This window comes from Micromonospora sonneratiae, assembly GCF_042679305.1.
Lineage (GTDB): Bacteria > Actinomycetota > Actinomycetes > Mycobacteriales > Micromonosporaceae > Micromonospora_H > Micromonospora_H sonneratiae.
In genome coordinates this window covers 92,404-114,459 of sequence record NZ_JBHTMP010000012.1, presented here as the reverse complement: position 1 = coordinate 114,459, position 22,056 = coordinate 92,404, and the positions used below count along the sequence as shown (strand labels likewise).

Sequence of the window (22,056 nt, the reverse complement as noted above, 5' to 3'; positions counted from 1 at the left end):
CGGGCGATTCACGCGACCGCCAACTCGGGATAGCCCTCGTCCCGGTTCGGCGCGATTCGTGGCGGTGGCACCGCCTGCACCAGTCGGCGTACCACCGACTCGGCTGTCACACCGTCAGCGACCGCGTCGAAGGAGAGCACCAACCGGTGGGAGAGCACGTCCCCGGCCAGTTCCCGGATGTCCTCGGGCAGTACGTAGTCACGACCTCGCAGCAGGGCCTGCGCCCGGGCGGCGGAGACCAGTCCGAGCGTCGCCCGGGGACTGGCACCGTACGCCAACAGCGGTGCGAGGTCCGGCAGTCCGAACCGGATCGGGTCACGACTGGCCAGAATCAGCCGGACCACGTACTCGGCGAGCGCGTGGTGTACGAACACCAGGCTGGCCCGGGCCTGTAGGGCGCGCAGCCGGTCCGGGTCGAGGATCTGCCGGGCCTTCGGCCGGTCGGCACTCATCCGGTAGAGGATGGCCAACTCGTCGGCGTCGCTGGGGTAGTCGACGGTCACCTTCATCAGGAACCGGTCGCGTTGCGCCTCCGGCAGTTGGTAGACGCCCTCGCTCTCGATCGGGTTCTGGGTGGCGAGGACCAGGAACGGGTCCGGTACCGGATAGCTGCGGCCACCGATCGAGACCTGACGCTCGGCCATCGCCTCCAGCAGTGCCGACTGTACCTTCGCGGGTGCCCGGTTGATCTCGTCGGCCAGTACCAGGTTGGCCATGATCGGTCCCAGTTCCACGTCGAAGCCCTCTTTCGACGCCCGGTAGATCCGGGTGCCGACGATGTCCGAGGGCACCAGGTCCGGGGTGAACTGGATCCGGGAGAAGCTGCCACCGACCGTGACAGCCAACGTTTGCGCAGCCAGCGTCTTGGCGACGCCGGGTACGCCTTCCAGTAGGCAGTGACCGTCGGCCAGCAGCGCGGTGAACAGTCGCTCGACGAGTCGGTCCTGCCCGACGATGACCCGTTTGACTTCGAAGAGCGCCTGTTCCAATTCCGAGCCGGTCGATGCGGTCTCGACCGGCCAGTGCCTGGTGGCCACGGTGTCCGACATGTCCGTCACGGTGCGGGCTACCCCGCTCGACGACCAGCAAACCTGTAGCCGATTCACTTTCTCCGGCGGTGGTGGGCCACCGACCGACAGCAGCCGGGCGGCAACCCACCGGCCGACCAACGAACATGACAATCAACTGCCCCACGACTGGCGGTGTCGAGCTGTCACGTCCAGCGGTGTCGAACCACCCGGCCGGGAACCTTCACGGGACCATCACAGGTCCACCTTGGACCGTCGATAACGTGCACCCATGAGCGTGGACGCAATCGAGAAACCGACCGAGGCATCCCGCGTCAGACGTAAGGCTGTCAGGGTGCTGCCGACCTGGCTGTGCTGGCTGCTGGTCGTGCCCACCCTGGGCTGGGCGGTGATCCGGATCGGTGGACTCGAACGCGGACCGCTGGTGCCGCTGTTCGCGTTCACGCCGTACGTCGCCGCCTGGACGCTGGTGCCGGTGGTGCTGGCGCTCGCGCTGCGCCGCTGGTGGGCGGCGGGCGTCGCGGTCCTGACCGCCGTCGCGCTGGTCGGCGTGGTCGCCCCCCGCGCGGTGGCCGACGACGTGCCGGTCCCGGACGGCCCGACGCTGCGGGTGATGACCGCGAACCTGCTGGCCGGTGTCGCCGATTCGGCAGCCGTGGTCGCGCTGGTCCGCACCCACCGGGTCGACGTGCTGGCGGTGCAGGAGTTCACCCCCGGGGCCCAGGCCGCGCTGGACCGGCACGGCCTGGCCGAGTTGCTGCCGCATCGCCAGCTCAACGCGGAGATCGGTACCACCGGCTCCGGCCTGTACGCACGGTTCCCGCTGAGCGACGGCGGTACCCGGCGAAACTACGGCGGCTTCACCCAGGCGTACGCGACGGTCGCGGTGCCGGGTGCCCCGCCGGTGCTGGTCGAGTCGGCGCATCCGTGTGCCCCGTACGAACGGGCCCAACTGCGGTGCTGGCACACCGACCTGTCCCGGCAGCCGGCGGCCACCCCGGACGGGCCGTTGCGCATCCTGGCCGGTGACTTCAACGCCACCCTCGACCACACCCCGGTACGGGCGCTGCTGGAAACCGGGTACGTCGACGCGGCAGCCGCCGCCGGGGCCGGGCTGACCGGCACCTGGGGTCCGTACGACGGTGATCCCATCCCACCGGTGGCCATCGACCACGTGCTGGCCGACCGACGGGTCGGGGTACGCGCCGCAGCCGTACACCCGCTGCCCGGCAGTGACCATCGGGCGGTTCTCGCCGAGCTGGTGCTGCCTCCCGCCGGCTGACCCCCGCTCCGATGTTGGGAAGGGCCCCTTCCAATGCAGAAAGCGACAGAAAGAAGCCCTTCCTTACGGTCGCACCTCGCGTTCAGACCTTGGTACGGGCCAGGCCGTAGGTGAGGGCGTCGACCAGGGCCCGCCAGCTCGCCTCGACGACGTTCTCGTGCACCCCGACGGTGGTCCAGTCCCGGCCGCCCTCGGCGTCGGCGGTCTCCACCAGCACCCGGGTGATCGCGCCGGTGCCGTGGCTGCCTTCCAGGATGCGCACCTTGTAGTCGGCCAACTCGAAGCTGCGCAGCTCCGGGTAGTGCCGGGACAGCGCGACCCGCAGCGCCTCGTCCAGGGCGTTGACCGGGCCGTTCCCCTCGGCGGTGGCGATGACCCGCTCACCGCGTACCCGGACCTTGACGGTGGCCTCGGAGACCACCGCGCCGTCCTCGCGGTGCTCGACCAGCACCCGGTACGACTCCAGCGCGAACGGCAGGGGCGCGGCGGCGCCCGGCAACTCGGAGCGGACCAGCAGTTCGAATGAGGCGTCGGCCGCCTCGAACGACCAGCCGCCGGCCTCCAGGTCCTTGACCCGCTTGGTGACCCGGGTCGCCGCTTCGGGATGGCCGGCCAGGTCCAGGCCGAGCTCACGGCTCTTGAGCTCGATGCTGGCCCGGCCGGCCATCTCCGTTACCAGGATCCGCATGTCGTTGCCCACCACGCTCGGGTCGACGTGGTTGTAGAGCACCGGATCCACCTTGATCGCGCTCGCGTGCAGCCCGGCCTTGTGGGCGAAGGCTGCGGCCCCGACGTACGCCTGGTGGGTGTCGGGGGCGATGTTGGCGATCTCCGCGATGGCGTGCGATACGCGCACCATCTGTTCCAGGCAGCCCTCCGGTAGGACGGGCAGCCCGAGCTTGAGTTGCAGGTTGCCGACGACGGCGAAGAGGTCGGCGTTGCCGGGGCGTTCGCCGTAGCCGTTCGCGGTGCCCTGGAAGTGCCGTACGCCGGCCTCGACGGCGGCGACGGTGTTGGCGACCGCGCACGAGGTGTCGTTCTGGCAGTGGATGCCGAGTCGGGCCGGCGAGACCCCGAGCCGCTCGGTCAGCTCGCCGATGGCCGTGGTGACCTGGGAGGGCAGCATCCCGCCGTTGGTGTCGCACATCACCACGACCTCCGCGCCGGCTTCGAGGGCCGCCGAGGCGACCGCCGCGGTGTACGCCGGGTCGTACCGGTAGCCGTCGAAGAAGTGCTCGCAGTCGAGGAAGACCCGGCGGCCCTCGGCGACGAAGTGGGCGACGGTGTCGGCGACCATGGCGAGGTTCTCCGCCCCGGTGGTGCGCAGTGCCCGCTCGACGTGCCGGATGTCGGACTTGGCGACCAGGCACACCGCTGACGTCTCGGCGTCGAGCAGCGCCCGTACCTGCGGGTCGTCGGCGACCGCGAGGCCGGCCTTGCGGGTGGCGCCGAACGCCACGAGGACGGCGTGCTTCAGGTCGAGTTCGGTACGGGCCCGCTGGAAGAACTCGGTGTCCTTGGGCATCGCGCCCGGCCAGCCGCCCTCGATGAAGCCGACCCCGAACTCGTCGAGCAGCCGGGCGACCGCCAGCTTGTCGGCGACGGAGTAGCTGATCCCCTCACGCTGCGCTCCATCGCGCAACGTCGTGTCGTAGACCTGGAATGTCATCGGAGTCCTTCCCGGGAGCAACAGGCAGCTATGCGGAGCAACGAACGGGCCTTGCGGAGCAACGGGCAGCTTTGCGGAGCAACGGACGGGGCTTCGTGGGGGCAACGGGCAGGGAGGTCGGAACAACAAAAAGACCCCCCGCGGATGCGGGAGGTCTGCGCGCTCGGCTTGACGGAATGCCGGCGCGCTAACTGCAAATAATGATCACTCGGGGTGCCACGTTTCGTACTCTGCCACTCCTGACCGGCGGTCGGCAGCGATAATCCACATCGCGGGATGGTGACGCAGCGTCCGCTACCGCATCCGGGCACCCCCGCCCGGCACAACGCGCCGTCGGTGATCAGCTTCACACTTCACCAGGGCTGTCAACTAGGCGAAACCCGCCTGCGCCATCATCTGGAATGAATCCAGTTACCGGCCTCGTGCCGCCCACAAGGAGGACCCGTGCTCACTGTCGGTGACCACTTCCCCGAGTACGAACTCACCGCGTGCGTCTCTCTCGACGCCGACAACGCGTTCGCCACGATCAACAACAAGAGCCACCAGGGCAAGTGGCGGGTCGTCTTCTTCTGGCCGAAGGACTTCACCTTCATCTGCCCGACCGAGATCGCCGAGTTCGGCCGGCTCAACGGCGAGTTCGCCGACCGGGACGCCCAGGTTCTCGGCGTCTCCGTCGACTCGGAGTTCGTCCACTACGCGTGGCGCAAGGACCACCCGGACCTGCGTGACCTGCCGTTCCCGATGCTGAGCGACATCAAGCGCGAGCTGACCGCCGCCGCCGGCGTGCTCGGCGAGGACGGCGTGGCGCAGCGGGCGACCTTCATCATCGACCCGGACAACGAGATCCAGTTCGCCATGGTCACCGCCGGCTCGGTCGGCCGGAACGTCTCCGAGGTGCTGCGGGTGCTCGACGCCCTGCAGACCGACGAACTGTGCCCGTGCAACTGGAACAAGGGCGGCGAGACCCTCGACGCCAAGAAGCTGCTTGCCGGAGCCTGAGCCATGGGTCTCGATGCGATCAAGGCGGCTCTGCCCGAGTACGCCAAGGACATCAAGCTGAACCTCGGTTCGACCGTCGGCACCTCGACGCTCGGCGTCGAGCAGGCCTGGGGTACCGCCCTGGCCTGCGCCGTGGCCGCCCGGAACCCGGTCGTGCTGCGGGAGATCGCCGCTGAGGCAGCCGGTCACCTCAAGCCCGAGGCGATCGAGGCAGCCAAGGGTGCTGCGGCGATCATGGCGATGAACAACATCTACTACCGGGCCAAGCACCTCATCGGCGACGAGGACTACGCCTCGATGCCGGCCCGGCTGCGGATGCAGATCATCGGCAAGCCCGGCGTCGACAAGGGCGACTTCGAACTGTGGTGCCTGGCGGTCTCGGCGATCACCGGCTGCGGGGTGTGCCTGGAGTCGCACGAGAAGACCCTGCGCGGTACCGGGTTCACCCGGGAGCAGGTGCACGAGGCACTGCGGATCGCCGCTGTCGTACACGCGGCGGCGGTGACCCTCGACGCGGAGGCCGCACTGGCCTGACCAGGGCGGCGGCAGGGGGCCGGCGGCGGCGGGTGTGGGGCTCGACGAGCCTGGGTAGGTCTATTCGGGACAGCCCAGACGTCGAGCGGAGGAGATGAGACTCGAATGGACAGGCTTGATCCTCAGATGTCCCAGCCGCAGACGCCGGCCCCGGCTACCCCCGGTGGGTCGTTCCAGCCGTGGAGCTACCGGGACGACGCCGGAGTGACCGGTGGCGACCTGACCGGCTACAAGGCGGTCGCGACCGATGGCGGCATCGGCAAAATCGACAGTGCCAGCCACGACGTGGACGGCAGCTACCTGGTGGTCGACACCGGCCCGTGGATCTTCGGTAAGAAGGTCATGCTGCCGGCCGGCGTGGTCAACCGCGTCGACCACGATGACGAGAAGGTCTATCTCGACCGGAGCAAGGACCAGATCAAGGCCGCTCCGGAGTACGACGAGATCAGCCACGCCGACCCGGCGTACCGGGACCGGCTCGGTGGCTACTACGGCAGTACGTACGACAGCACGTACGGCGGCACGTACGGCACGATGCTCCCGCCGGACCGCATGGTGTAGACGGGTCGAGCGTCGACCGGGAGTGTCGACGCAGGGCATCTTCGATGGCCGGTGGGGTACGCCCCGCCGGCCATCGCCGTCTCGGTGACGAGCTGTCGACAACCATGGCGCAGCGGTTACCGTGGCCTGGTGGACTTGATGCCGGTCAACCGTGTGACGAACTTCTCCACCCTCTTCAACTTCCGCGATGTCGGCGGATACGCCGGCCTCGACGGCCGGAGTGTGCGCTGGCAGCGCCTCTACCGGTCGGACTCACCTCACCGGCTGGCCGGTGCGGATCAGACGGCGTTCACGGCGCTGGCTGTCCGTACGGTGATCGACCTGCGCCGGCCGACCGAGGTGGCCCGGGACGGCCGGATCCCCGACTGCGGCGGACTGGCCTACCAGCACATCCATCCGAAACACCAGCAGTGGGACGAGATCCCGTACGAGGAACGGCTCGGCGTGGCCCGCTACCTGGCCGACCGGTACCGGGACCTGGCCGAGAGCGGAGCGGCCGGCCTCGCCCAGGCGCTCGGGGTGATCGCCGACCACGACTCCGCCCCGGTGGTGGTGCACTGCGTCGCGGGCAAGGACCGTACGGGTGTGGTGTGTGCCCTGACCCTGTCGCTGCTGGGGGTCAGTGACGCCGACATCGCCACGGACTACGCGCTGAGCAGCGCGGCAGCCGAGCGGTTCAACGCCTACCTCCGTGAGCACCTCCCCGAGCACGCGGCGGCCCCGAAGGCCTACCACGCCTCGCCGGCGGAGGCGATGCTGCTGTTCCTCAGCGAGCTACGGCAGCGGCACGGTTCGGTGGAGCGCTACCTGCTGGGCGCCGGCCTCGAACCGGCACAGGTCACCGCGCTGCGGGCCCACCTGCTGAGCAGCTAGTCGTCACTTCGCCGTACACCGGGGTCGGGGCAGCAGCCGCCGTCCCGACCCGGGGTACCGCAACCCATCCGGCCGTCAGCGAACCCGGCGGTGGGGTCAGAGGATCCGGTGGACCCAGCCGTGCGGGTCGGCGGTCCGCCCCCGTTGGATGTCGACCAGGGTCTGCCGGATCCGGGTGGTGACCTCGCCCGGCTGGCCGTCGGCGATGGTGAACTCACCGTCGGGGTAGCGGACCTGCCCGATCGGGGTGATCACCGCTGCCGTCCCGCAGGCGAAGACCTCACGCAGCCGACCGCTGGCGGCGTCGGCCCGCCAGTCGTCGAAGCTCACCGGACGTTCGGCCACGGTGAGACCGCGCTCGCGGGCCAGCATCATCACCGACTCCCGGGTGATGCCGGGCAGGATCGTACCGGTGAGCGGCGGGGTGACCAGGGTGTCGTCGTCGTAGCGGAAGAAGATGTTCATGCCGCTCATCTCCTCGACGTGGCGGCGCTGCACCGCGTCGAGGAAGACGACGTCGTCGCACCCCTGGGCGACCGCATCCGCCTTCGCGATCAACGAGGTGGCGTAGTTGCCACCGCACTTGGCCGCGCCGGTGCCACCGGGCGCGGCCCGGGTGTAGTCGGGCGAGACCCAGACCGTCAGCGGCTTGACCCCACCGGTGAAGTAGGACTCGACCGGCGAGGCGATGAGGACGTAGAGGTATTCGTTGGCTGGGCGGACACCGAGGAACACTTCGCTGGCGTACATGAACGGGCGCAGGTAGAGGCTGCCACCGTCGGTGTCGGGAATCCACTCCCGATCGATCTCGATGAGGTGGTGCAGCGAGTCGAGGAAGGCCTGCGGCGGCAGCGGGGCCATCGCCATCCGTTTGGCCGACTCGACGAAGCGGGCGGCGTTGGCGTCGGGCCGGAACAGGGTCACCCCACCATCGGCGGCCCGGTACGCCTTCAGCCCCTCGAAGATCTCCTGCGCGTAGTGCAGTACGGCACTGGCCGGGTCCATCGGAATCGGGGCACGTGCCTCCACCCGGGCGTCGTACCAGCCCTTGCCATCGGCGTACCGAATGGTGACCATGTGGTCGGTGAAGATCCGTCCGAATCCGGGGTTGGCCATCAGCGCGGCGCGCTCGGCGGCGGCTACCGGCTGAGGATTCGGGCGAATCTCGAAGTCGAGCTTGTCACCACCGCTCATAGCGTTGACCTCCATGCAAGCGACATGCACAAACGGGCATGCCAGGAAACTGGTGCCTGAAACTTACCCCGAACGGTCGTTCAGCGGGAACCTCCGGTTGGCCGGACGGGCCAGGGGCCATCCGGTCGGCCGGGGCCAACGCGGTCACGTCGTTCGGCTCGACCGGCGAACCGCGCCGGTGAGTGATCATGCCATCGGCCGGATCGGACGGTCGACGGGAGGCAGCCGGACCGGGACGGTGCGCGCCGGGTGGGCGAGGTGGTCGGGCAGCCGGGGGAACGGCGGTCAGTTCGCCGGGTGGGCGAAGACGGGCCACCGTGACGGCGACAGCCTGGTCGCCCGTAAGCCGGTACCGGGCTGTCGCGGAGACGTACGCGGGTCGGTCACCGCCGTTGCCGCCACCGGGACGTACGCGGGTCGGTCACCGTCGCTGGAACCGGACCGACCGGTCAGGGCGCTACGTGCGTCCGGGTCGGACCGGCCGGGCCAGGGACTGCGGCCCGCACCGACCAGGGGCGGCACTGAAGGTGTCGCCCGGGCGGCGGGACCGGGCCGCAGTGGGGACGACCGGTCAGGATGCCGCGTGCGCGGCCAACCGGTCACCGATCTCGGCGGTGCTGCCCGCCGCGCCCGAGGTACGGGACGCGAGCTCGGCGGCGACCGCCGCGGTTACCCGCTCGGCGGCCTCGGGGTGACCGAGGTGGTCGAGCAACAGGGATACGGACAGCACTGCGGCGACCGGGTCGGCCAGACCCTTGCCGGCGATGTCCGGGGCCGAGCCGTGCACCGGCTCGAACATCGACGGGTAGGCCCGCTCGGGGTTGATGCAGCCGCTGGCCGCCAGGCCGATGCCGCCGGTCACGGCAGCGGCGATGTCGGTGAGGATGTCACCGAAGAGGTTGTCGGTGACCACGACGTCGTAGCGCTGCGGCTGGGTGACGAGGAACATCGCCGCCGCGTCGACGTGCTGGTACTCGGTCTCGACGTCGGGGTGCTCGGCGGCGACGGCCGCGAAGGTCCGCGCCCACAGCGACCCGGCGTGGGTCAGCACGTTGGTCTTGTGGACCAGGGTCACCTTGCGCCGCTCACGCCGCCGGGCGCGGGCGAAGGCGTCCCGGATGACCCGCTCGACACCGTGCCGGGTGTTGAGGCTCTCCTCGGTGGCCACCTCGGCGGGGGTGTCCCGGTGCAGCGATCCGCCGGCGCCGGCGTACAGGCCCTCGGTGCCCTCCCGGACGACCACCAGGTCGATCTCGCCGGGCTTGACCTCGCCCAGCGGGCCGGCGGTACCGGGCCAGAGCCGGGAGGGGCGCAGGTTGACGTACTGGTCGAAGGCGAACCGGAGGCGCAGCAGCAGGCCACGCTCCAACACGCCCGGCGGGACGGTGGGGTCGCCCACCGCGCCGAGCAGGATGGCGTCGTGCCCGGCCAGTTCGGCCAGCACCGAGTCCGGCAACACCTCACCGGTACGGTGGTAACGGGCTGCACCAAGATCGTATTCGGTGGCCTCGACTCCGGGCAGCACCGCGTCAAGGACCTTGCGGGCCTGCGCGACCACCTCAGATCCGATGCCGTCGCCGGCCACCACCGCGATCCGCGCCACCGACACGTTCACCCACTCCATTCGTTCCGCCTGTCTAGTGAACGTTAAGGGGTTATCCCGGGTCTCGGTACGTTTCTCCCGACATGTGGGAAGTGTCGCGTACAGGACTCTGCCAGTCGACATTCATGGGGCAGTCATGTTGCCGTCTTATGGTGGACGTGACCGTTCCGGAGCTACTCACGCACCACCGCTCCCGAACGGAACAGGTTGCCAGAGAGGGCGTGGAAATGCTCATCCACCAGGCGAACCGGCCCCCCACGAAGGGCCGGCCAGCGCTAGCCGCATATCGGGGAAAACGTCCCGACCTGCGGCTGGGCGCAAGATCAGCACGGCAGAACGACCGGCCGGTCAGCGTACCGGCAGACCGGATAGTGGCCCGGCACACCGTCCCCACCTCGACCAACGAGTACTCCCTACTGCTCAGCGCGCCAGCCGACCTGGGCCGACGCGGCCTCGGCGAGGCGATCCGCGACGCGGTCGCCGAACTGCGGGCGATCGACATCACATACAGCCCGGCCCGGGCCGGCAGCCTCGTCTCCCGGCTGCGCCGGGGCGAGATCACCGCTGACTCCTATCCCCCGCTGGCCGACATCGTCGCGCGGTGCGCCGCGATGCGGGCCGCCACCGACGGTTGGTTCGACGCCTGGGCGGTGCCCGGTGGCTTCGACCCGGGCGGCCTGCTCAACGGGTGGGCTGTCGAGCGGGCCGCCGCGCGACTACGCGCCGCCGGCATCGACGACTACGCGGTCTTCAGCGGAGCGGATCTCGTCGTACACGGACACGCGCCGCACGGCGGCCCGTGGCGGATCGCCGTACATCACCCGACCCAGAGCCACCGGCCGCCGATGATGTTGGAGATGACGTCGGGCGCGGTCGGCACCTCGGGGGTCGCCGGGCGACGTGACCACGTCGTCGACCCGCACACCGGCGAGCCGGCCAACCAGTTCCTCGCCGCCACCGTGACCGGCCCGGACCTCGCCGTAGCCGACGGCTACGCCACCGCGCTGTTCGCTGCCGGCCCGACCGGACTGGACTGGTTCCCCACCGTCGACGGATACCGGGTGCTCTTCGCCGCCAGCAGGTAGCCCCGGTCCATATCGGACCGGACGACGCACCGATTACCTGAATCGAAGAATCGAGATCGGCCCCCACGGTTGCGGCAACGACCGTGGGGGTCGATCATCAATGCGTACGCGTGGCTCGCGCACCCGAGGGTTCTGGTCACCCGACCGACGCCGTATCTCATCACCCGAAGACAAGCCCGCGCCTGGGAACTCACCGGGTAACCTCACCGACACGCTATCGATTAGCAGTGACGAGGCGCAAGATTCACGGCAACGTAACGCAGAATTCCTGGCATCGAATCAGCCCGCGGATCGCACCTTTCGGAAGAACTCCCGGATATCAGAGACCAGAAGCTCGGGCGCCTGCAACGAAGCGAAATGCCCGCCCCGGGAGAACTCAGACCAGTGGGTGATCCTGTTGGACAACTCAGCCAGGCCGCGGATCGCTTTGTCGCCAAGGAAGTTGGCCACCCCGGTGGGCACCGGTGAGGGTGCCGGCCGCTCGCCCCAGCCCTCCTCCCCGCCCTCCAGGTAGATCCGTGCCGCCGAACCAGCGGTGCCGGTCAGCCACAGGATCGTGACACTCGTGAGGATGGCGTCGCGGTCGATCGGGGTCTGCCCAGTCTGCGTCGGGTCCCAGTCCACATACCACTCCAGGTTCCACGCGAGCTGCCCGACCGGTGAGTCGTTCAGCGCGTACGCCAGGGTCTGCGGCCGGGTCGACATCTGCGTGGCGTAACCGGAATGCGCGTACCACCACATCTCCTGTTGCTGGGCCCGCTCCCGCTCGGCCTCGTCGAGCCCGTCCAGATCCCCGGGAGCGGTCGGCACCGAGGCGTTGGCCAACGCGTTGACGTGCACCCCGATGACGTTGTCCGGGGCCACCCGGCCGAGTTCCGGTGAGACGAGGCTGCCGAAGTCACCGCCCTGGGCGCCGTACCGCTCGTAGCCCAGGCAGCGCATCAACTCGGCCCAGGCCCGCGCGGTCCGGTTCACCCCCCAACCGGTCTGCCGGGTCGGGCCGGAGAACGCGAACCCGGGCACCGAGGGCAAGACCAGATGGAAGGCGTCGGCCGGGTCCGCACCGTACGCCCTCGGGTCGGTCAGTGGACCGATGACGTCGAGGAACTCGTACACCGTGCTCGGCCAACCGTGGGTGACGACCAGCGGGGTCGCGTCCGGCTCCGGCGAGCGTACGTGCAGGAAATGGATGTTCTGGCCGTCGATGGTGGTGGTGAACTGCGGGTACGAGTTGAGTCGGGCCTCGTGTCGACGCCAGTCGTAGCCGGTACGCCAGTAGTGGACGAGTTCCCGGAGGTGGTCCCGGTTGACCCCGTACGACCAACCGACGCCGGGAAGTTCGTCGGGCCAGCGGGTCCCCGCCAGTCGGTCGTCGAGTTCGTCGAGATCGGCCTGGGCCATGTCGACCCGGAAGGGCTCTGGTTTCTCCATGCCGGTCAGCCTCGGGGCGATGTAGGACAGGGGCGTTCCTAGTTCTCTGCGATCGTGGAGGGATGTTGGAGACCTCCGCCCGGCTGCTACGGCTGCTGTCGTTGCTCCAGATGCATCGGGACTGGTCCGGTACGGAACTGGCCGAGCGCCTGGACGTCACGACCAGGACGGTCCGGCGCGACGTCGACCGGCTACGCGAACTCGGCTACCCGATCTCGGCCGCCAAGGGGGTGACCGGTGGCTACCGGCTCGGGGCCGGCTCCACGCTGCCCCCGCTGCTGCTGGACGACGAGGAGGCGGTCGCGGTCGCGGTCGGGTTGCACACCGGGGCGACGGGCCCGGTGGCGGGCATCGAGGAGGCGTCGGCGCGGGCCCTGAGCAAGATGGAACAGGTACTGCCGGCGCGGCTACGGCACCGGGTGGGCACGCTGGCCGAGGCGATGGTCGCGATGCCGCCGAGACCCGGCCCCACCGTCGACCCGGCCGGGCTCACCTCGATCTCGGCGGCGATCCGCGCAGCCGAGGCCCTGCGGTTCGACTACGTCGACCACCACGGAACCGGATCCCGCCGCGCCGTCGAGCCACACCGTCTGGTCTTCTGGGGACACCGGTGGTACCTGGTCGGCTGGGACGTCGACCGGACGGACTGGCGTACCTTCCGGGTAGACCGGATCCGGCTGCGTACCCCCAACGGGCCACGGTTCACCCCTCGCCGGCCACCCGACGGCGACGTGACCGTCTACCTGCGACGGACGATGGGATTCGAGATGTGGGCGTACCGGTCCCGGTTGAAGGTGCACGCTCCGGCATCGGAGATCGCCGGGCGGATCGACGGGATCGTGTCCCCCATCGACGATCGGACCTGTCTGCTGGAACTCGCCTCGGACTCGTACGCGGCGGTCGCATTCGTGGCCGCGATCCTCGACGTCGACTTCGAGGTCGAGTCGCCACCGGAACTCGCCCGACACGTTCGCCGGCTGGCCCAGCGCTTCACCGAGGCGACCACCCGATAGGCTGATCCCGCCACCCGATAAGCTGCCCCGGCGCGCGAATGGACGCGAGAATCGATCGTGTCCGCGTGTTGCCCAGGGTAGGTGCTCAACCGGGAACGGAAGATGGCACGCTGTCGCCCGTGACTTTCGATCTGGTCGTATGGGCTCTGGAGAACGGGGCCTCGGCAGCGGACGTACAGGCGGCCCACGAACTGTGCCGGCAGGGTGAGCACGTCGAGGGTGTACCCGACCCACGGCTCGTTGCCTTCTACCGAGCGGTCACCGCACGTTACCCGGACCGGGGCCCGTCGCCGGCCTCCCCGTGGGCTGCACCGTTGCACTGCACCACGGACCACGTTGAGATGAAGCTGACCGAGACCTGCCCCGATCAGGTGTTGCTGGACATCGAACAGCTCGCCGGCAGCCACGGGCTGCTGCTGTTCGACCCCCAGGACGGCTCGGTCTATCCACCCCCGACACCGGTGGCACGCTGACCGGTCGTCGACGACGATCCGCTGAGCAAGGACAACGAACCCCTGACCAAAACGGGGCTCGGCCTACCGGCCGAGCCCCGTCCTTCGTGTTGCGTACCGCCTACCGCCGGTTGCGACTACTCGTCACGCAGGTCGGCGGCGCTGGCCGCGACCGCACCGATCGAGTCGGCGGCCGACGTCAGCAGGTCCGCACCGACCGCCGAGTCGACGGTCAGCGTCATGAGCGCCTCACCGCCGGCCTCCCGCCGGGCCACCTGCATCGAGGCGATGTTGACACCGGCCTCACCGAGGGTGGAACCCACCGCGCCGACCACGCCGGGCCGGTCGGCGTACCGGAAGAACAGCAGGATGCCCTCGGCACCGATCTCCAGGTCGAAGCCGTCGACCTCGGTGAGCTTGACGACATCGCGGGTGCCGGTGGTGACCACCGTGCCGGAGACGCTCACCGTACGACCGTCGGGCAGCGCACCCCGTACGGTGACCAGATTTCCGTGGTCGACCGTCTCGGAGTTCGTGGTCAGCTCGATCTCGACGCCCCGGTCGGCGGCCAGGTGCGGCGCGTTGACGTAGGTCACCTGCTCCTCGACGACCGAGGAGAACAGGCCCTTGGTCGCGGCCAGCTTCAGCACCGACACGTCGTGCGCGACGATCTCGCCCCGCACCTCGACGGTGACGCTGGCGGCGACCCCGCCGGCCACGGCGGTGAAGACCTTGCCCAGCTTCTCGGCCAGCGGCAGCAGCGGCCGTACGTCCTCCGCGACGACCCCGCCCACCTGGACGTTGACCGCGTCCGGCACGAACTCGCCCTGCAACGCGAGCTTCACGCTACGGGCCACGGCGAGACCGGCCTTGTCCTGCGCCTCGGCGGTCGACGCACCCAGGTGCGGGGTGGCGACCACGTTGTCGAAGGCGAACAGCGGGGACGCGGTGCACGGCTCCTTGGCGTACACGTCGACACCGGCACCGGCCACCCGGCCCTCGGCGATCGCGTCGGCCAGTGCCTGCTCGTCGACCAGACCACCGCGGGCGGCGTTGACGATCCGTACGCCCGGCTTGACGATCGACAGTTCCTTCTCGCCGATCAGGCCGACCGTCTCCGGGGTCTTGGGCAGGTGGATGGAGATGAAGTCGCTCTCCCGCAGCAGCTCCTCCAGGCCGACCAGCCGTACGCCGAGCTGGGCCGCACGGGCCGGCTGGATGTACGGGTCGTAGGCGATCAGGCGGGTGCCGAAGGCGGCGATGCGCTGGGCGAAGAGCACGCCGATACGGCCGAGGCCGACCACACCGACGGTCTTGCCCTGGATCTCCACGCCGGTGTACTTGGACCGCTTCCACTCCCCCGCCTTGAGGGCGGCGCTGGCGCTGGCGGTGTTCCGGGCGACCGCCAGCAGCAGGGCGACGGCCTGCTCGGCGGCGGAGACGATGTTGGAGGTCGGGGCGTTGACCACCATGACGCCACGGGCGGTGGCGGCCGGGACCTCGACGTTGTCCAGACCCACGCCGGCGCGGGCGACCACCTTCAGCTTCGGCGCGGCGGCGACCGCCTCGGCGTCGATCTGGGTGGCGCTACGAACGATGACCGCGTCCGCCTCGGCGAGGGCGGAGAGCAGAGCCGGACGGTCGGTGCCGTCGACGTGGCGTACGTCGAAATCGTGCGCCAATACGTCAATGGCGGCGGGAGCGAGTTCTTCAGCGATCAATACGACAGGATTCATTGGTCCTCGTAGATTTCGGCAGTGGCGAGTACTGCTGCGAAGGGACGCGGCGCTGCGCCCTACGCTCCTCCGTGCGGCGGTCCGACTGGAGCCGGATTCGACCTACCCCGCGATCGTAGGCGTAACGCTGCGCATGATGTGCTCTCAGCGCCGCGTGAGTGCCCTCACAAACAGGACCTAATACCCTGTTCAACGCGGCGGAACGCCCTCGAAGGTGTCGCCTCTCACGCCCGTTCGTCCACCCACTGGACTCACCTGGGCAACAGGTCCGCCCACCGTTCGAGAGGCTCGGGAATTGAACGGGAAAGCCCGTACCCGAAGCACCGGGGCACTTCGGGTACGGGCTGACGAAAGAAGATCAGGCGGTCTCGGTGATGGGCCGGTCGACCCAGCTCATCATGTCCCGCAGCTTCTTTCCGGTTGCCTCGATCGGGTGCGCCGCGCCCTCGGCCCGCATCTTGGCGAAGTTGGGCCGGCCCGCGTCGTCCTCGGCGATCAGCTCGCGGGTGAACTCACCCGACTGGATCTCGCTGAGGATCTTGCGCATCTCCTCCTTGACCCGGGCGTCGACCACGCGCGGACCACGGGTGTAGTCGCCGTACTCGGCGGTGTCGGAGACGCTGTACCGCATCCGGGCGATGCCGCCCTCGTACATCAGGTCGACGATCAGCTTCAGCTCGTGCAGGCACTCGAAGTAGGCGATCTCCGGGGCGTAACCCGCCTCGGTGAGCACCTCGAACCCGGTCTGCACCAGCGCCGCAGCGCCGCCGCAGAGGACCGCCTGCTCGCCGAAGAGGTCAGTCTCGGTCTCCTCCTTGAAGGTGGTCTTGATGACCCCGGCCCGGGTGCCGCCGATGGCCTTGGCGTACGCCAGCGCCAGGGCGAGGGCGTTGCCGGAGGCGTCCTGCTCGACCGCGACCAGCGCGGGCACGCCCTTGCCGTCGACGTACTGACGACGGACCAGGTGACCCGGGCCCTTCGGGGCGACCATCGCCACGTCCACGTCGGCGGGCGGGGTGATCAGGCCGTACCGGATGTTCAGGCCGTGGCCGAAGAACAGCGCCTTGCCGGCGCTGAGGTTCGGCGCGATCGCGTCGGTGTAGAGCGAGCGCTGTACGGTGTCCGGCGCCAGCACCATGATCACGTCAGCCTCGGCCGCCGCCTCGGCCGGCGTCAGCACCCGCAGTCCCTGTTCCTCTGCCTTGGCCCGGCTCTTGGAACCCTCCGGCAGACCGATCACGACATCGACGCCCGAGTCCCGCAGCGAGAGCGCGTGGGCGTGCCCCTGGCTGCCGTACCCCAGCACCGCGACCTTCTTGGCCTGGATGAGCCCGAGGTCGGCGTCGTCGTCGTAGTAAACCTCAACGGTCATTGTTTCCCTTTCCTGCGGCGGCCCGGCCGGCCCGCCGAACCTATGCGGCACGCAGCGCCGGACCGGTGGTGATCGAGCGTGAGCCGCGCCCGATGGCCACCGTGCCGGACTGCACCATCTCCTTGATTCCGAACGGTTCGAGGTCGCGCAGCAGCGCGTCCAGCTTGTCGGCGGTGCCGGTCGCCTCGATGGTGAGGGTGTCCGGCGCGACGTCCACGACCCGGGCCCGGAAGAGGTTGACCGTCTCCATCACCTGCCCGCGAGCCGACCGGTCGGCCCGGACCTTGACCAGCAGCAGTTCACGGGCGACCGAGACGGCCGGGTCCAGCTCAACGATCTTCAGTACGTTGACCAGCTTGTTGAGCTGCTTGGTGACCTGCTCCAGCGGGGAGGAGTCGGCGTTGACCACGATCGTGATCCGGGAGACCTCGGGGTTCTCGGTCTCCCCGACCGCCAGGGAGTCGATGTTGAAGCTCCGGCGGGAGAACAGTCCGCTCACCCGGGCCAGGACCCCGGGCTTGTTCTCCACCAGCACGGAGAGCGTGTGCGTCGTCATCAGGACATCTTCCTCGTCATTCGGAGTTCCACCCGGTACATCAGAGTTCCGCCCGACATCAGAGATCGTCGTCCTCGAAGATGGGGCGGACCCCACGAGCGAACATGATCTCGTCGTTGCTGGTGCCGGCGGCCACCATCGGCCACACCATGGCGTCCTTGCCCACCACGAAGTCGATCACGACCGGGGCGTCGTTGATCGCCATCGCAGCCTCGATGGTCCTGTCCACGTCAGCGGCGCTCTCGCAGCGCAGGCCGACGCAGCCCAGTGCCTCGGCAAGCTTGACGAAGTCCGGGATGCGGTGCTTGTGGGTGCCCAGTTCGGTGTTGGAGTAGCGCTCCCCGTAGAACAGGGTCTGCCACTGCCGCACCATGCCCAGGTTGCCGTTGTTGATCACCGCAACCTTGATCGGGATGCCCTCCAGGGCGCAGGTGGCCAACTCCTGGTTGGTCATCTGGAAGCAGCCGTCACCGTCGATCGCCCACACGACGGTGTCCGGCTTGCCGACCTTGGCGCCCATCGCCGCCGGCACGGCGTAACCCATCGTTCCGGCACCGCCGGAGTTGAGCCAGGTGTGCGGCTTCTCGTACGAGATGAACTGCGACGCCCACATCTGGTGCTGCCCGACACCGGCGGCGTAGATCGCGTCCGGTCCGACGATCTCGCCGATCCGCTTGATCACGTACTGCGGGGCCAGCGTGCCGTCGGCCGGCTCGTCGTAGCCCAGCGGGTAACGCTCGCGCAGGTCGTTGAGCTGGGCCCACCAGTCCGTGCAGTCGTTGCTCCGGCTGGCGGACTGCTCCGCCGTGACCGCCGTGATCAGTTCCTCGATGACGTGCCGGGCGTCGCCGACGATGGGCACGTCGACGGCCCGGTTCTTGCCGATCTCCGCCGGGTCGATGTCGGCGTGCACGATCGTCGCGCCGGGCGCGAACGAGTCGGCCTGCCCAGTCACCCGGTCGTCGAACCGGGCCCCCAGCGCCACGATCAGGTCGGCCTTCTGTAGGCCGTAGACCGCGGCCACCGTGCCGTGCATGCCGGGCATGCCCAGGTGCTGCGGGTGCGAGTCGGGGAAGGCACCCCGGGCCATCAGCGTGGTCACCACCGGGACGCCGGTCAGCTCGGCCAGCCGGCGCAGTCCCTCGGTGGCACCGGCCTTGAGCACGCCACCACCGACGTAGAACACCGGCCGCTTGGCGGTGGCGATCAACCGGGCCGCCTCGCGGATCTGCTTGCCGTGCGGGTGCAGGGTCGGCCGGTAGCCGGGCAGGTCGAGCACCGGCGGCCAGTTGAACGTCGTCTGCGCCTGGAGGATGTCCTTCGGGATGTCGACCAGGACCGGGCCCGGCCGACCGGTGGACGCCAGGTGGAACGCCTCGGCCAGCACCTGCGGGATCTCCTCGGCGCTCCGGACGAGGAAGTTGTGCTTGGTGATCGGCAGCGTGATCCCCTGGATGTCGGCCTCCTGGAACGCGTCCGAGCCGATCAGGGGGCGGGCGACCTGGCCGGTGATCGCGACGATCGGCACCGAGTCCATGTAGGCGTCGGCGATCGGCGTGACCAGGTTGGTGGCACCTGGGCCGGAGGTGGCGATGCAGACACCCACCTTGCCGGTGGCCTGCGCGTAGCCGGTCGCGGCGTGCCCGGCCCCCTGCTCGTGGCGGACCAGGATGTGCCGCAGCGACGAGTCGTAGAGCGGGTCGTAGGCCGGCAGGATCGCGCCACCGGGAATGCCGAACGCCACCTCGACGCCGAGCGCCTCAAGCGACTTCACGAGCGAGCCGGCCCCGGAGACCTGGAGCGGAGCGGTGGTCCGTACGGCCGGGGCCTGCGCCGCCGCCCCCGCGACGGTGGCGGGGGTCGGCGCGACGGCCGGGTTGGGCTGGCTCGCGGAATCGGCGGCGCCCTCGGCGCCGGACCGACTCCGTCGGACGGAGTTGGCGAGTGTCTCAGGGGTGGGTCTGGTGGTCATGGCGATTCAGGCCTTCGGCTCGGGTCGGTGGTGGTTCTGTAGACGTGCAACGCGGGCGAGAGCCCGCCCCGAATGAGGTGTGACGATGCCAATAAAAAAGACCCACGTGCAGATGCACGGGGGTCAGCGCACTCTCGAACAGGAGAGTGCGCTCAGGGAAGTACTCGGAACGACCTGGTCGGTGACATGGGGCTAGCCTGACGCATCTCACGCCCTGAGTCAACTGATCTCACATCTTGGGCGGCAGATATTGCTGGGCGGTGTCGCTGCCGTCCTGGTCGGCCGGGCTGTCCGAGTCGGGGGTCTCAGCTGGCGCGACAGCCCCCAGCGACGCGGTACGGGGTGCCGGTACGGGGCGCGCACCCGGGGAGGTCGCCGCGTCGAGCATCGCTTCCAGGTGTTCCGCCGGTACGCCCCAACCGAACAGCTGCCCCTGGCCGAACCGGCAACCGGCACCGACCACGGAGGCCAACTCCGTGGGATTGGTCACTCCCTCCGCGATCACCTCCAGTCCCAACTGGTGGCCGAGCCGTACCACCACGTCGACCATCGGAGCGACGGGTCGGCCGGGCAGGTCGGTCGTCCCGGGGGTCCCGTCCGGCTCCGACACCAGACTGTGGTCGATCTTCAGAATGTCGATCGGCAGCCGGCGCAGCTGCCCCAGTGACGAGTAGCCGGTGCCGAAGTCGTCCAGCGCAATGCGCACCCCGGTCAGCCGCAGCACGGTCAACCGGCGGATCAACTCGTCGAGGTCGGTCGCCACGACGTGCTCGGTGATCTCCAGGACGAGCCGCTGGGGCGGGACCCGGTGGGCCCGTAACGCCTCGGCCACCTGCACGACGTACTCCGGGGCATGCAGTTCACGCGGCGACACGTTCACCGAGACCCAGACGTCGTGCCCGTCGGCCAGCCACCGGGAGAGCTGCTGGCAGGCCTGGTCCAGCACCCACGCCCCGAGTTTCGAGATCATTCCGCACTCCTCGGCCAGCGGAATGAACTCGTCCGGGCGTACCTGGCCCAGTTCCGGGTGGTGCCAGCGCAGCAGCGCCTCCGCCCCCACCGGCCGTACCGACGGCACCGCCACCACCGGCTGGAACGCCAACCGCAGTTCGCCGCGCTCGATCGCGCCGCGCAACTCGTGCTCCAGCGTGGTACGGCGACGCAGCAACTGGTCGTAGGCGACGTCGTACCGCTCGATCCGGTTCTTGCCCTGCTGCTTGGCGTAGCGCAGGGCCAGGTCGGCGTTGCGCAGCAGCGCCTCCACGTCCGGCGTCGCCGGGTCACCGGCCAGGCCGATGCTGACCGACAGGAAGATCTGCCCGTCCACCTGGTCGTACGGGCGGCCGATCACTTCGAGCAGCCGCTCCGCCGCGCCCTGCGCCTCCTCCGGACAGGCCGACAGGAGTACGGCGAACTCGTCACCACCGAGCCGGGCCGCCACGTCACCGGGGCGTAGGTTGGCCCGCAGCCGCTGGCCCACCTCGACCAGCACCGCGTCGCCAACATCGTGCCCACGTATGTCGTTGACGTTCTTGAAGCCGTCGAGGTCCAGACCGAGCAGCACCCGGGGCGAGCCGGAGGCCCCCTCGTTGTGCAGGGCGCGCAGCAGCCCCCGCCGGTTGGCCAGTCCGGTCAACGGGTCGGTGTGCGCGAGTTCGCGGAAGTGCGCCTCCCGTTCGGCCAACCGGCCGGCATATCCGTGCACGTCGCGCAGGGCGAAGTACTGCCGGGCCACCAGCGCGAAGCCCTCCGCGCTGCCGGAGACGATGCCGGGCAGGTCGAAGTCGCCGCCCCGCATGAGGTGGTACATCGCGGAGACGGCCATGGCCAGCATCGGCAGGAAGGCGTATCCGCTGGCCCCCCGCAGGACGTCGAAGGCGACCCCACCGCTGGCCTCGTCCGTACGGCTGGCCAGATGGATCATCATCAGGCCGACCGGCAGCACTACGGCGCTGACCACGGTCAGGTTCACCCCGAGCTGGCAGATCCCGGCCGCGACGCCCAGGCCGGCGACCGTCACCACGGTGACGCCGCAGCCGATACAGGTCAGCCCGGACCTGGGGCGCAGTGCCCGGATGGCGACGATGACGGTCAGGCCGGCCGCTTCGGCGGCGGTGACGGTGGCCAGCAGGACCGGTGCGCAGAACAGCGGTACGGGGTCGCCCAGCAGTCGGGTCGGCTCGGAGACCAGCACCCATCCGACGAACCACAGCGCGGTGGCGATCACCAATCCGTCGAGGATGAGACGTACCGCCGAGGCCGTGGTCTCGGCGACGCTGGGCAGCCGCAGCAGACCGACACAGAGCACCAGTCCGGCCAGGGTCATCCCGGTGGCGACGACGGTGCTGAGGGTGCCGCGCTGTGCCTGGTGCTGCGACCATCCGTCCGCCAGGATCACCGTCCCGACCAGGCCTACGACCACGCTGAGGGCGGCCAGGCCACCACCGACGGCCAGCAACCACTGGGCGGGAACCCGTGGACCGGTCTGCCGGCGCGCCGACACGACCAGCATCGACGCGCCGAGGACGGCCGCGACGCCACTCGTCGCCGCACCGGCCACCATTCCCGAGGCGAGTTGCACGAATCAACTCTGCCGGATCCGTCCCGCCGATGGGGGACCGGGTATCGGAGTACCTGTTCACGTCAGATGTCCCGATGGATGGACGGCTCGACTGCGCCTCGTCGATGGTGCAGCG

At 69.6% G+C, this 22,056-nt stretch carries 18 protein-coding genes; 8 read left to right on the top strand and 10 right to left on the bottom strand.

Features of this window, described 5'->3' with window-relative positions:
* Positions 1 to 8 precede the first annotated feature (8 nt).
* On the bottom strand, positions 9 to 1,058 hold the full coding sequence (locus tag ACFQ4H_RS10595; protein ID WP_377569670.1) for an AAA family ATPase: 1,050 nt from the start codon (positions 1,056 to 1,058) through the stop codon (positions 9 to 11).
* Between the two features lie 241 nt (positions 1,059 to 1,299).
* Between ACFQ4H_RS10595 and ACFQ4H_RS10590 the strand changes: the two genes are divergently transcribed.
* Positions 1,300 to 2,310, top strand: a complete 1,011-nt coding sequence (locus tag ACFQ4H_RS10590) for an endonuclease/exonuclease/phosphatase family protein (protein ID WP_377569668.1) — start codon at positions 1,300 to 1,302, stop codon at positions 2,308 to 2,310.
* An 82-nt stretch (positions 2,311 to 2,392) separates the two neighbouring features.
* Here ACFQ4H_RS10590 and cimA read toward each other — a convergent pair whose 3' ends face one another.
* A complete protein-coding gene (gene cimA, locus ACFQ4H_RS10585; RefSeq protein WP_377569666.1) occupies positions 2,393 to 3,979 on the bottom strand; it encodes a citramalate synthase in 1,587 nt (528 codons plus the stop codon).
* A 444-nt stretch (positions 3,980 to 4,423) separates the two neighbouring features.
* On the opposite strand from cimA, the gene ACFQ4H_RS10580 reads away from it, so the two are divergent.
* From ACFQ4H_RS10580 to ACFQ4H_RS10565, 4 genes are all read left to right on the top strand, one after another.
* Positions 4,424 to 4,978 (top strand): peroxiredoxin, encoded by a 555-nt coding sequence (locus ACFQ4H_RS10580; protein WP_377569664.1) that lies wholly within the window; start codon positions 4,424 to 4,426, stop codon positions 4,976 to 4,978.
* Between the two features lie 3 nt (positions 4,979 to 4,981).
* Complete coding sequence (locus tag ACFQ4H_RS10575; RefSeq protein WP_377569662.1) at positions 4,982 to 5,512, top strand: carboxymuconolactone decarboxylase family protein; 531 nt, start codon at positions 4,982 to 4,984, stop codon at positions 5,510 to 5,512.
* A 105-nt stretch (positions 5,513 to 5,617) separates the two neighbouring features.
* Complete coding sequence (locus ACFQ4H_RS10570; RefSeq protein ID WP_377569661.1) at positions 5,618 to 6,073, top strand: PRC-barrel domain-containing protein; 456 nt, start codon at positions 5,618 to 5,620, stop codon at positions 6,071 to 6,073.
* A 138-nt stretch (positions 6,074 to 6,211) separates the two neighbouring features.
* Positions 6,212 to 6,946, top strand: coding sequence for a tyrosine-protein phosphatase (locus ACFQ4H_RS10565; protein ID WP_377569739.1), 735 nt, complete (start codon positions 6,212 to 6,214; stop codon positions 6,944 to 6,946).
* Between the two features lie 96 nt (positions 6,947 to 7,042).
* Here the strand turns inward: ACFQ4H_RS10565 and ACFQ4H_RS10560 are convergent, their stop codons facing one another.
* Complete coding sequence (locus ACFQ4H_RS10560) at positions 7,043 to 8,140, bottom strand: branched-chain amino acid aminotransferase (RefSeq protein WP_377569659.1); 1,098 nt, start codon at positions 8,138 to 8,140, stop codon at positions 7,043 to 7,045.
* 571 nt (positions 8,141 to 8,711) lie between these two features.
* On the bottom strand, positions 8,712 to 9,743 hold the full coding sequence (locus ACFQ4H_RS10555) for a 3-isopropylmalate dehydrogenase (protein WP_377569738.1): 1,032 nt from the start codon (positions 9,741 to 9,743) through the stop codon (positions 8,712 to 8,714).
* Positions 9,744 to 9,970: 227 nt separating this feature from the next.
* Between ACFQ4H_RS10555 and ACFQ4H_RS10550 the strand changes: the two genes are divergently transcribed.
* Positions 9,971 to 10,828, top strand: a complete 858-nt coding sequence (locus ACFQ4H_RS10550) for an FAD:protein FMN transferase (protein ID WP_377569657.1) — start codon at positions 9,971 to 9,973, stop codon at positions 10,826 to 10,828.
* Between the two features lie 279 nt (positions 10,829 to 11,107).
* On the opposite strand, the gene ACFQ4H_RS10545 is transcribed toward ACFQ4H_RS10550, so the two are convergent.
* Positions 11,108 to 12,259 (bottom strand): epoxide hydrolase family protein, encoded by a 1,152-nt coding sequence (locus ACFQ4H_RS10545; RefSeq protein WP_377569656.1) that lies wholly within the window; start codon positions 12,257 to 12,259, stop codon positions 11,108 to 11,110.
* Positions 12,260 to 12,321: 62 nt separating this feature from the next.
* Here ACFQ4H_RS10545 and ACFQ4H_RS10540 point away from each other — a divergent pair, with 62 nt between their 5' ends.
* Complete coding sequence (locus ACFQ4H_RS10540) at positions 12,322 to 13,272, top strand: helix-turn-helix transcriptional regulator (protein ID WP_377569654.1); 951 nt, start codon at positions 12,322 to 12,324, stop codon at positions 13,270 to 13,272.
* Positions 13,273 to 13,391: 119 nt separating this feature from the next.
* A complete protein-coding gene (locus ACFQ4H_RS10535; protein WP_377569653.1) occupies positions 13,392 to 13,745 on the top strand; it encodes a hypothetical protein in 354 nt (117 codons plus the stop codon).
* Between the two features lie 116 nt (positions 13,746 to 13,861).
* On the opposite strand, the gene serA is transcribed toward ACFQ4H_RS10535, so the two are convergent.
* From serA to ACFQ4H_RS10510, 5 genes are all read right to left on the bottom strand, one after another.
* Positions 13,862 to 15,460, bottom strand: a complete 1,599-nt coding sequence (serA, locus tag ACFQ4H_RS10530; protein WP_377569652.1) for a phosphoglycerate dehydrogenase — start codon at positions 15,458 to 15,460, stop codon at positions 13,862 to 13,864.
* 358 nt (positions 15,461 to 15,818) lie between these two features.
* A complete protein-coding gene (gene ilvC, locus ACFQ4H_RS10525) occupies positions 15,819 to 16,832 on the bottom strand; it encodes a ketol-acid reductoisomerase (protein ID WP_377569650.1) in 1,014 nt (337 codons plus the stop codon).
* A 40-nt stretch (positions 16,833 to 16,872) separates the two neighbouring features.
* On the bottom strand, positions 16,873 to 17,388 hold the full coding sequence (gene ilvN / locus ACFQ4H_RS10520; RefSeq protein ID WP_377569648.1) for an acetolactate synthase small subunit: 516 nt from the start codon (positions 17,386 to 17,388) through the stop codon (positions 16,873 to 16,875).
* A 58-nt stretch (positions 17,389 to 17,446) separates the two neighbouring features.
* Entirely contained in the window at positions 17,447 to 19,360 is a 1,914-nt protein-coding gene (locus tag ACFQ4H_RS10515) for an acetolactate synthase large subunit (protein WP_377569647.1), read from the bottom strand.
* 229 nt (positions 19,361 to 19,589) lie between these two features.
* On the bottom strand, positions 19,590 to 21,923 hold the full coding sequence (locus ACFQ4H_RS10510) for a putative bifunctional diguanylate cyclase/phosphodiesterase (RefSeq protein ID WP_377569736.1): 2,334 nt from the start codon (positions 21,921 to 21,923) through the stop codon (positions 19,590 to 19,592).
* Between the last annotated feature and the right edge of the window lie 133 nt (positions 21,924 to 22,056).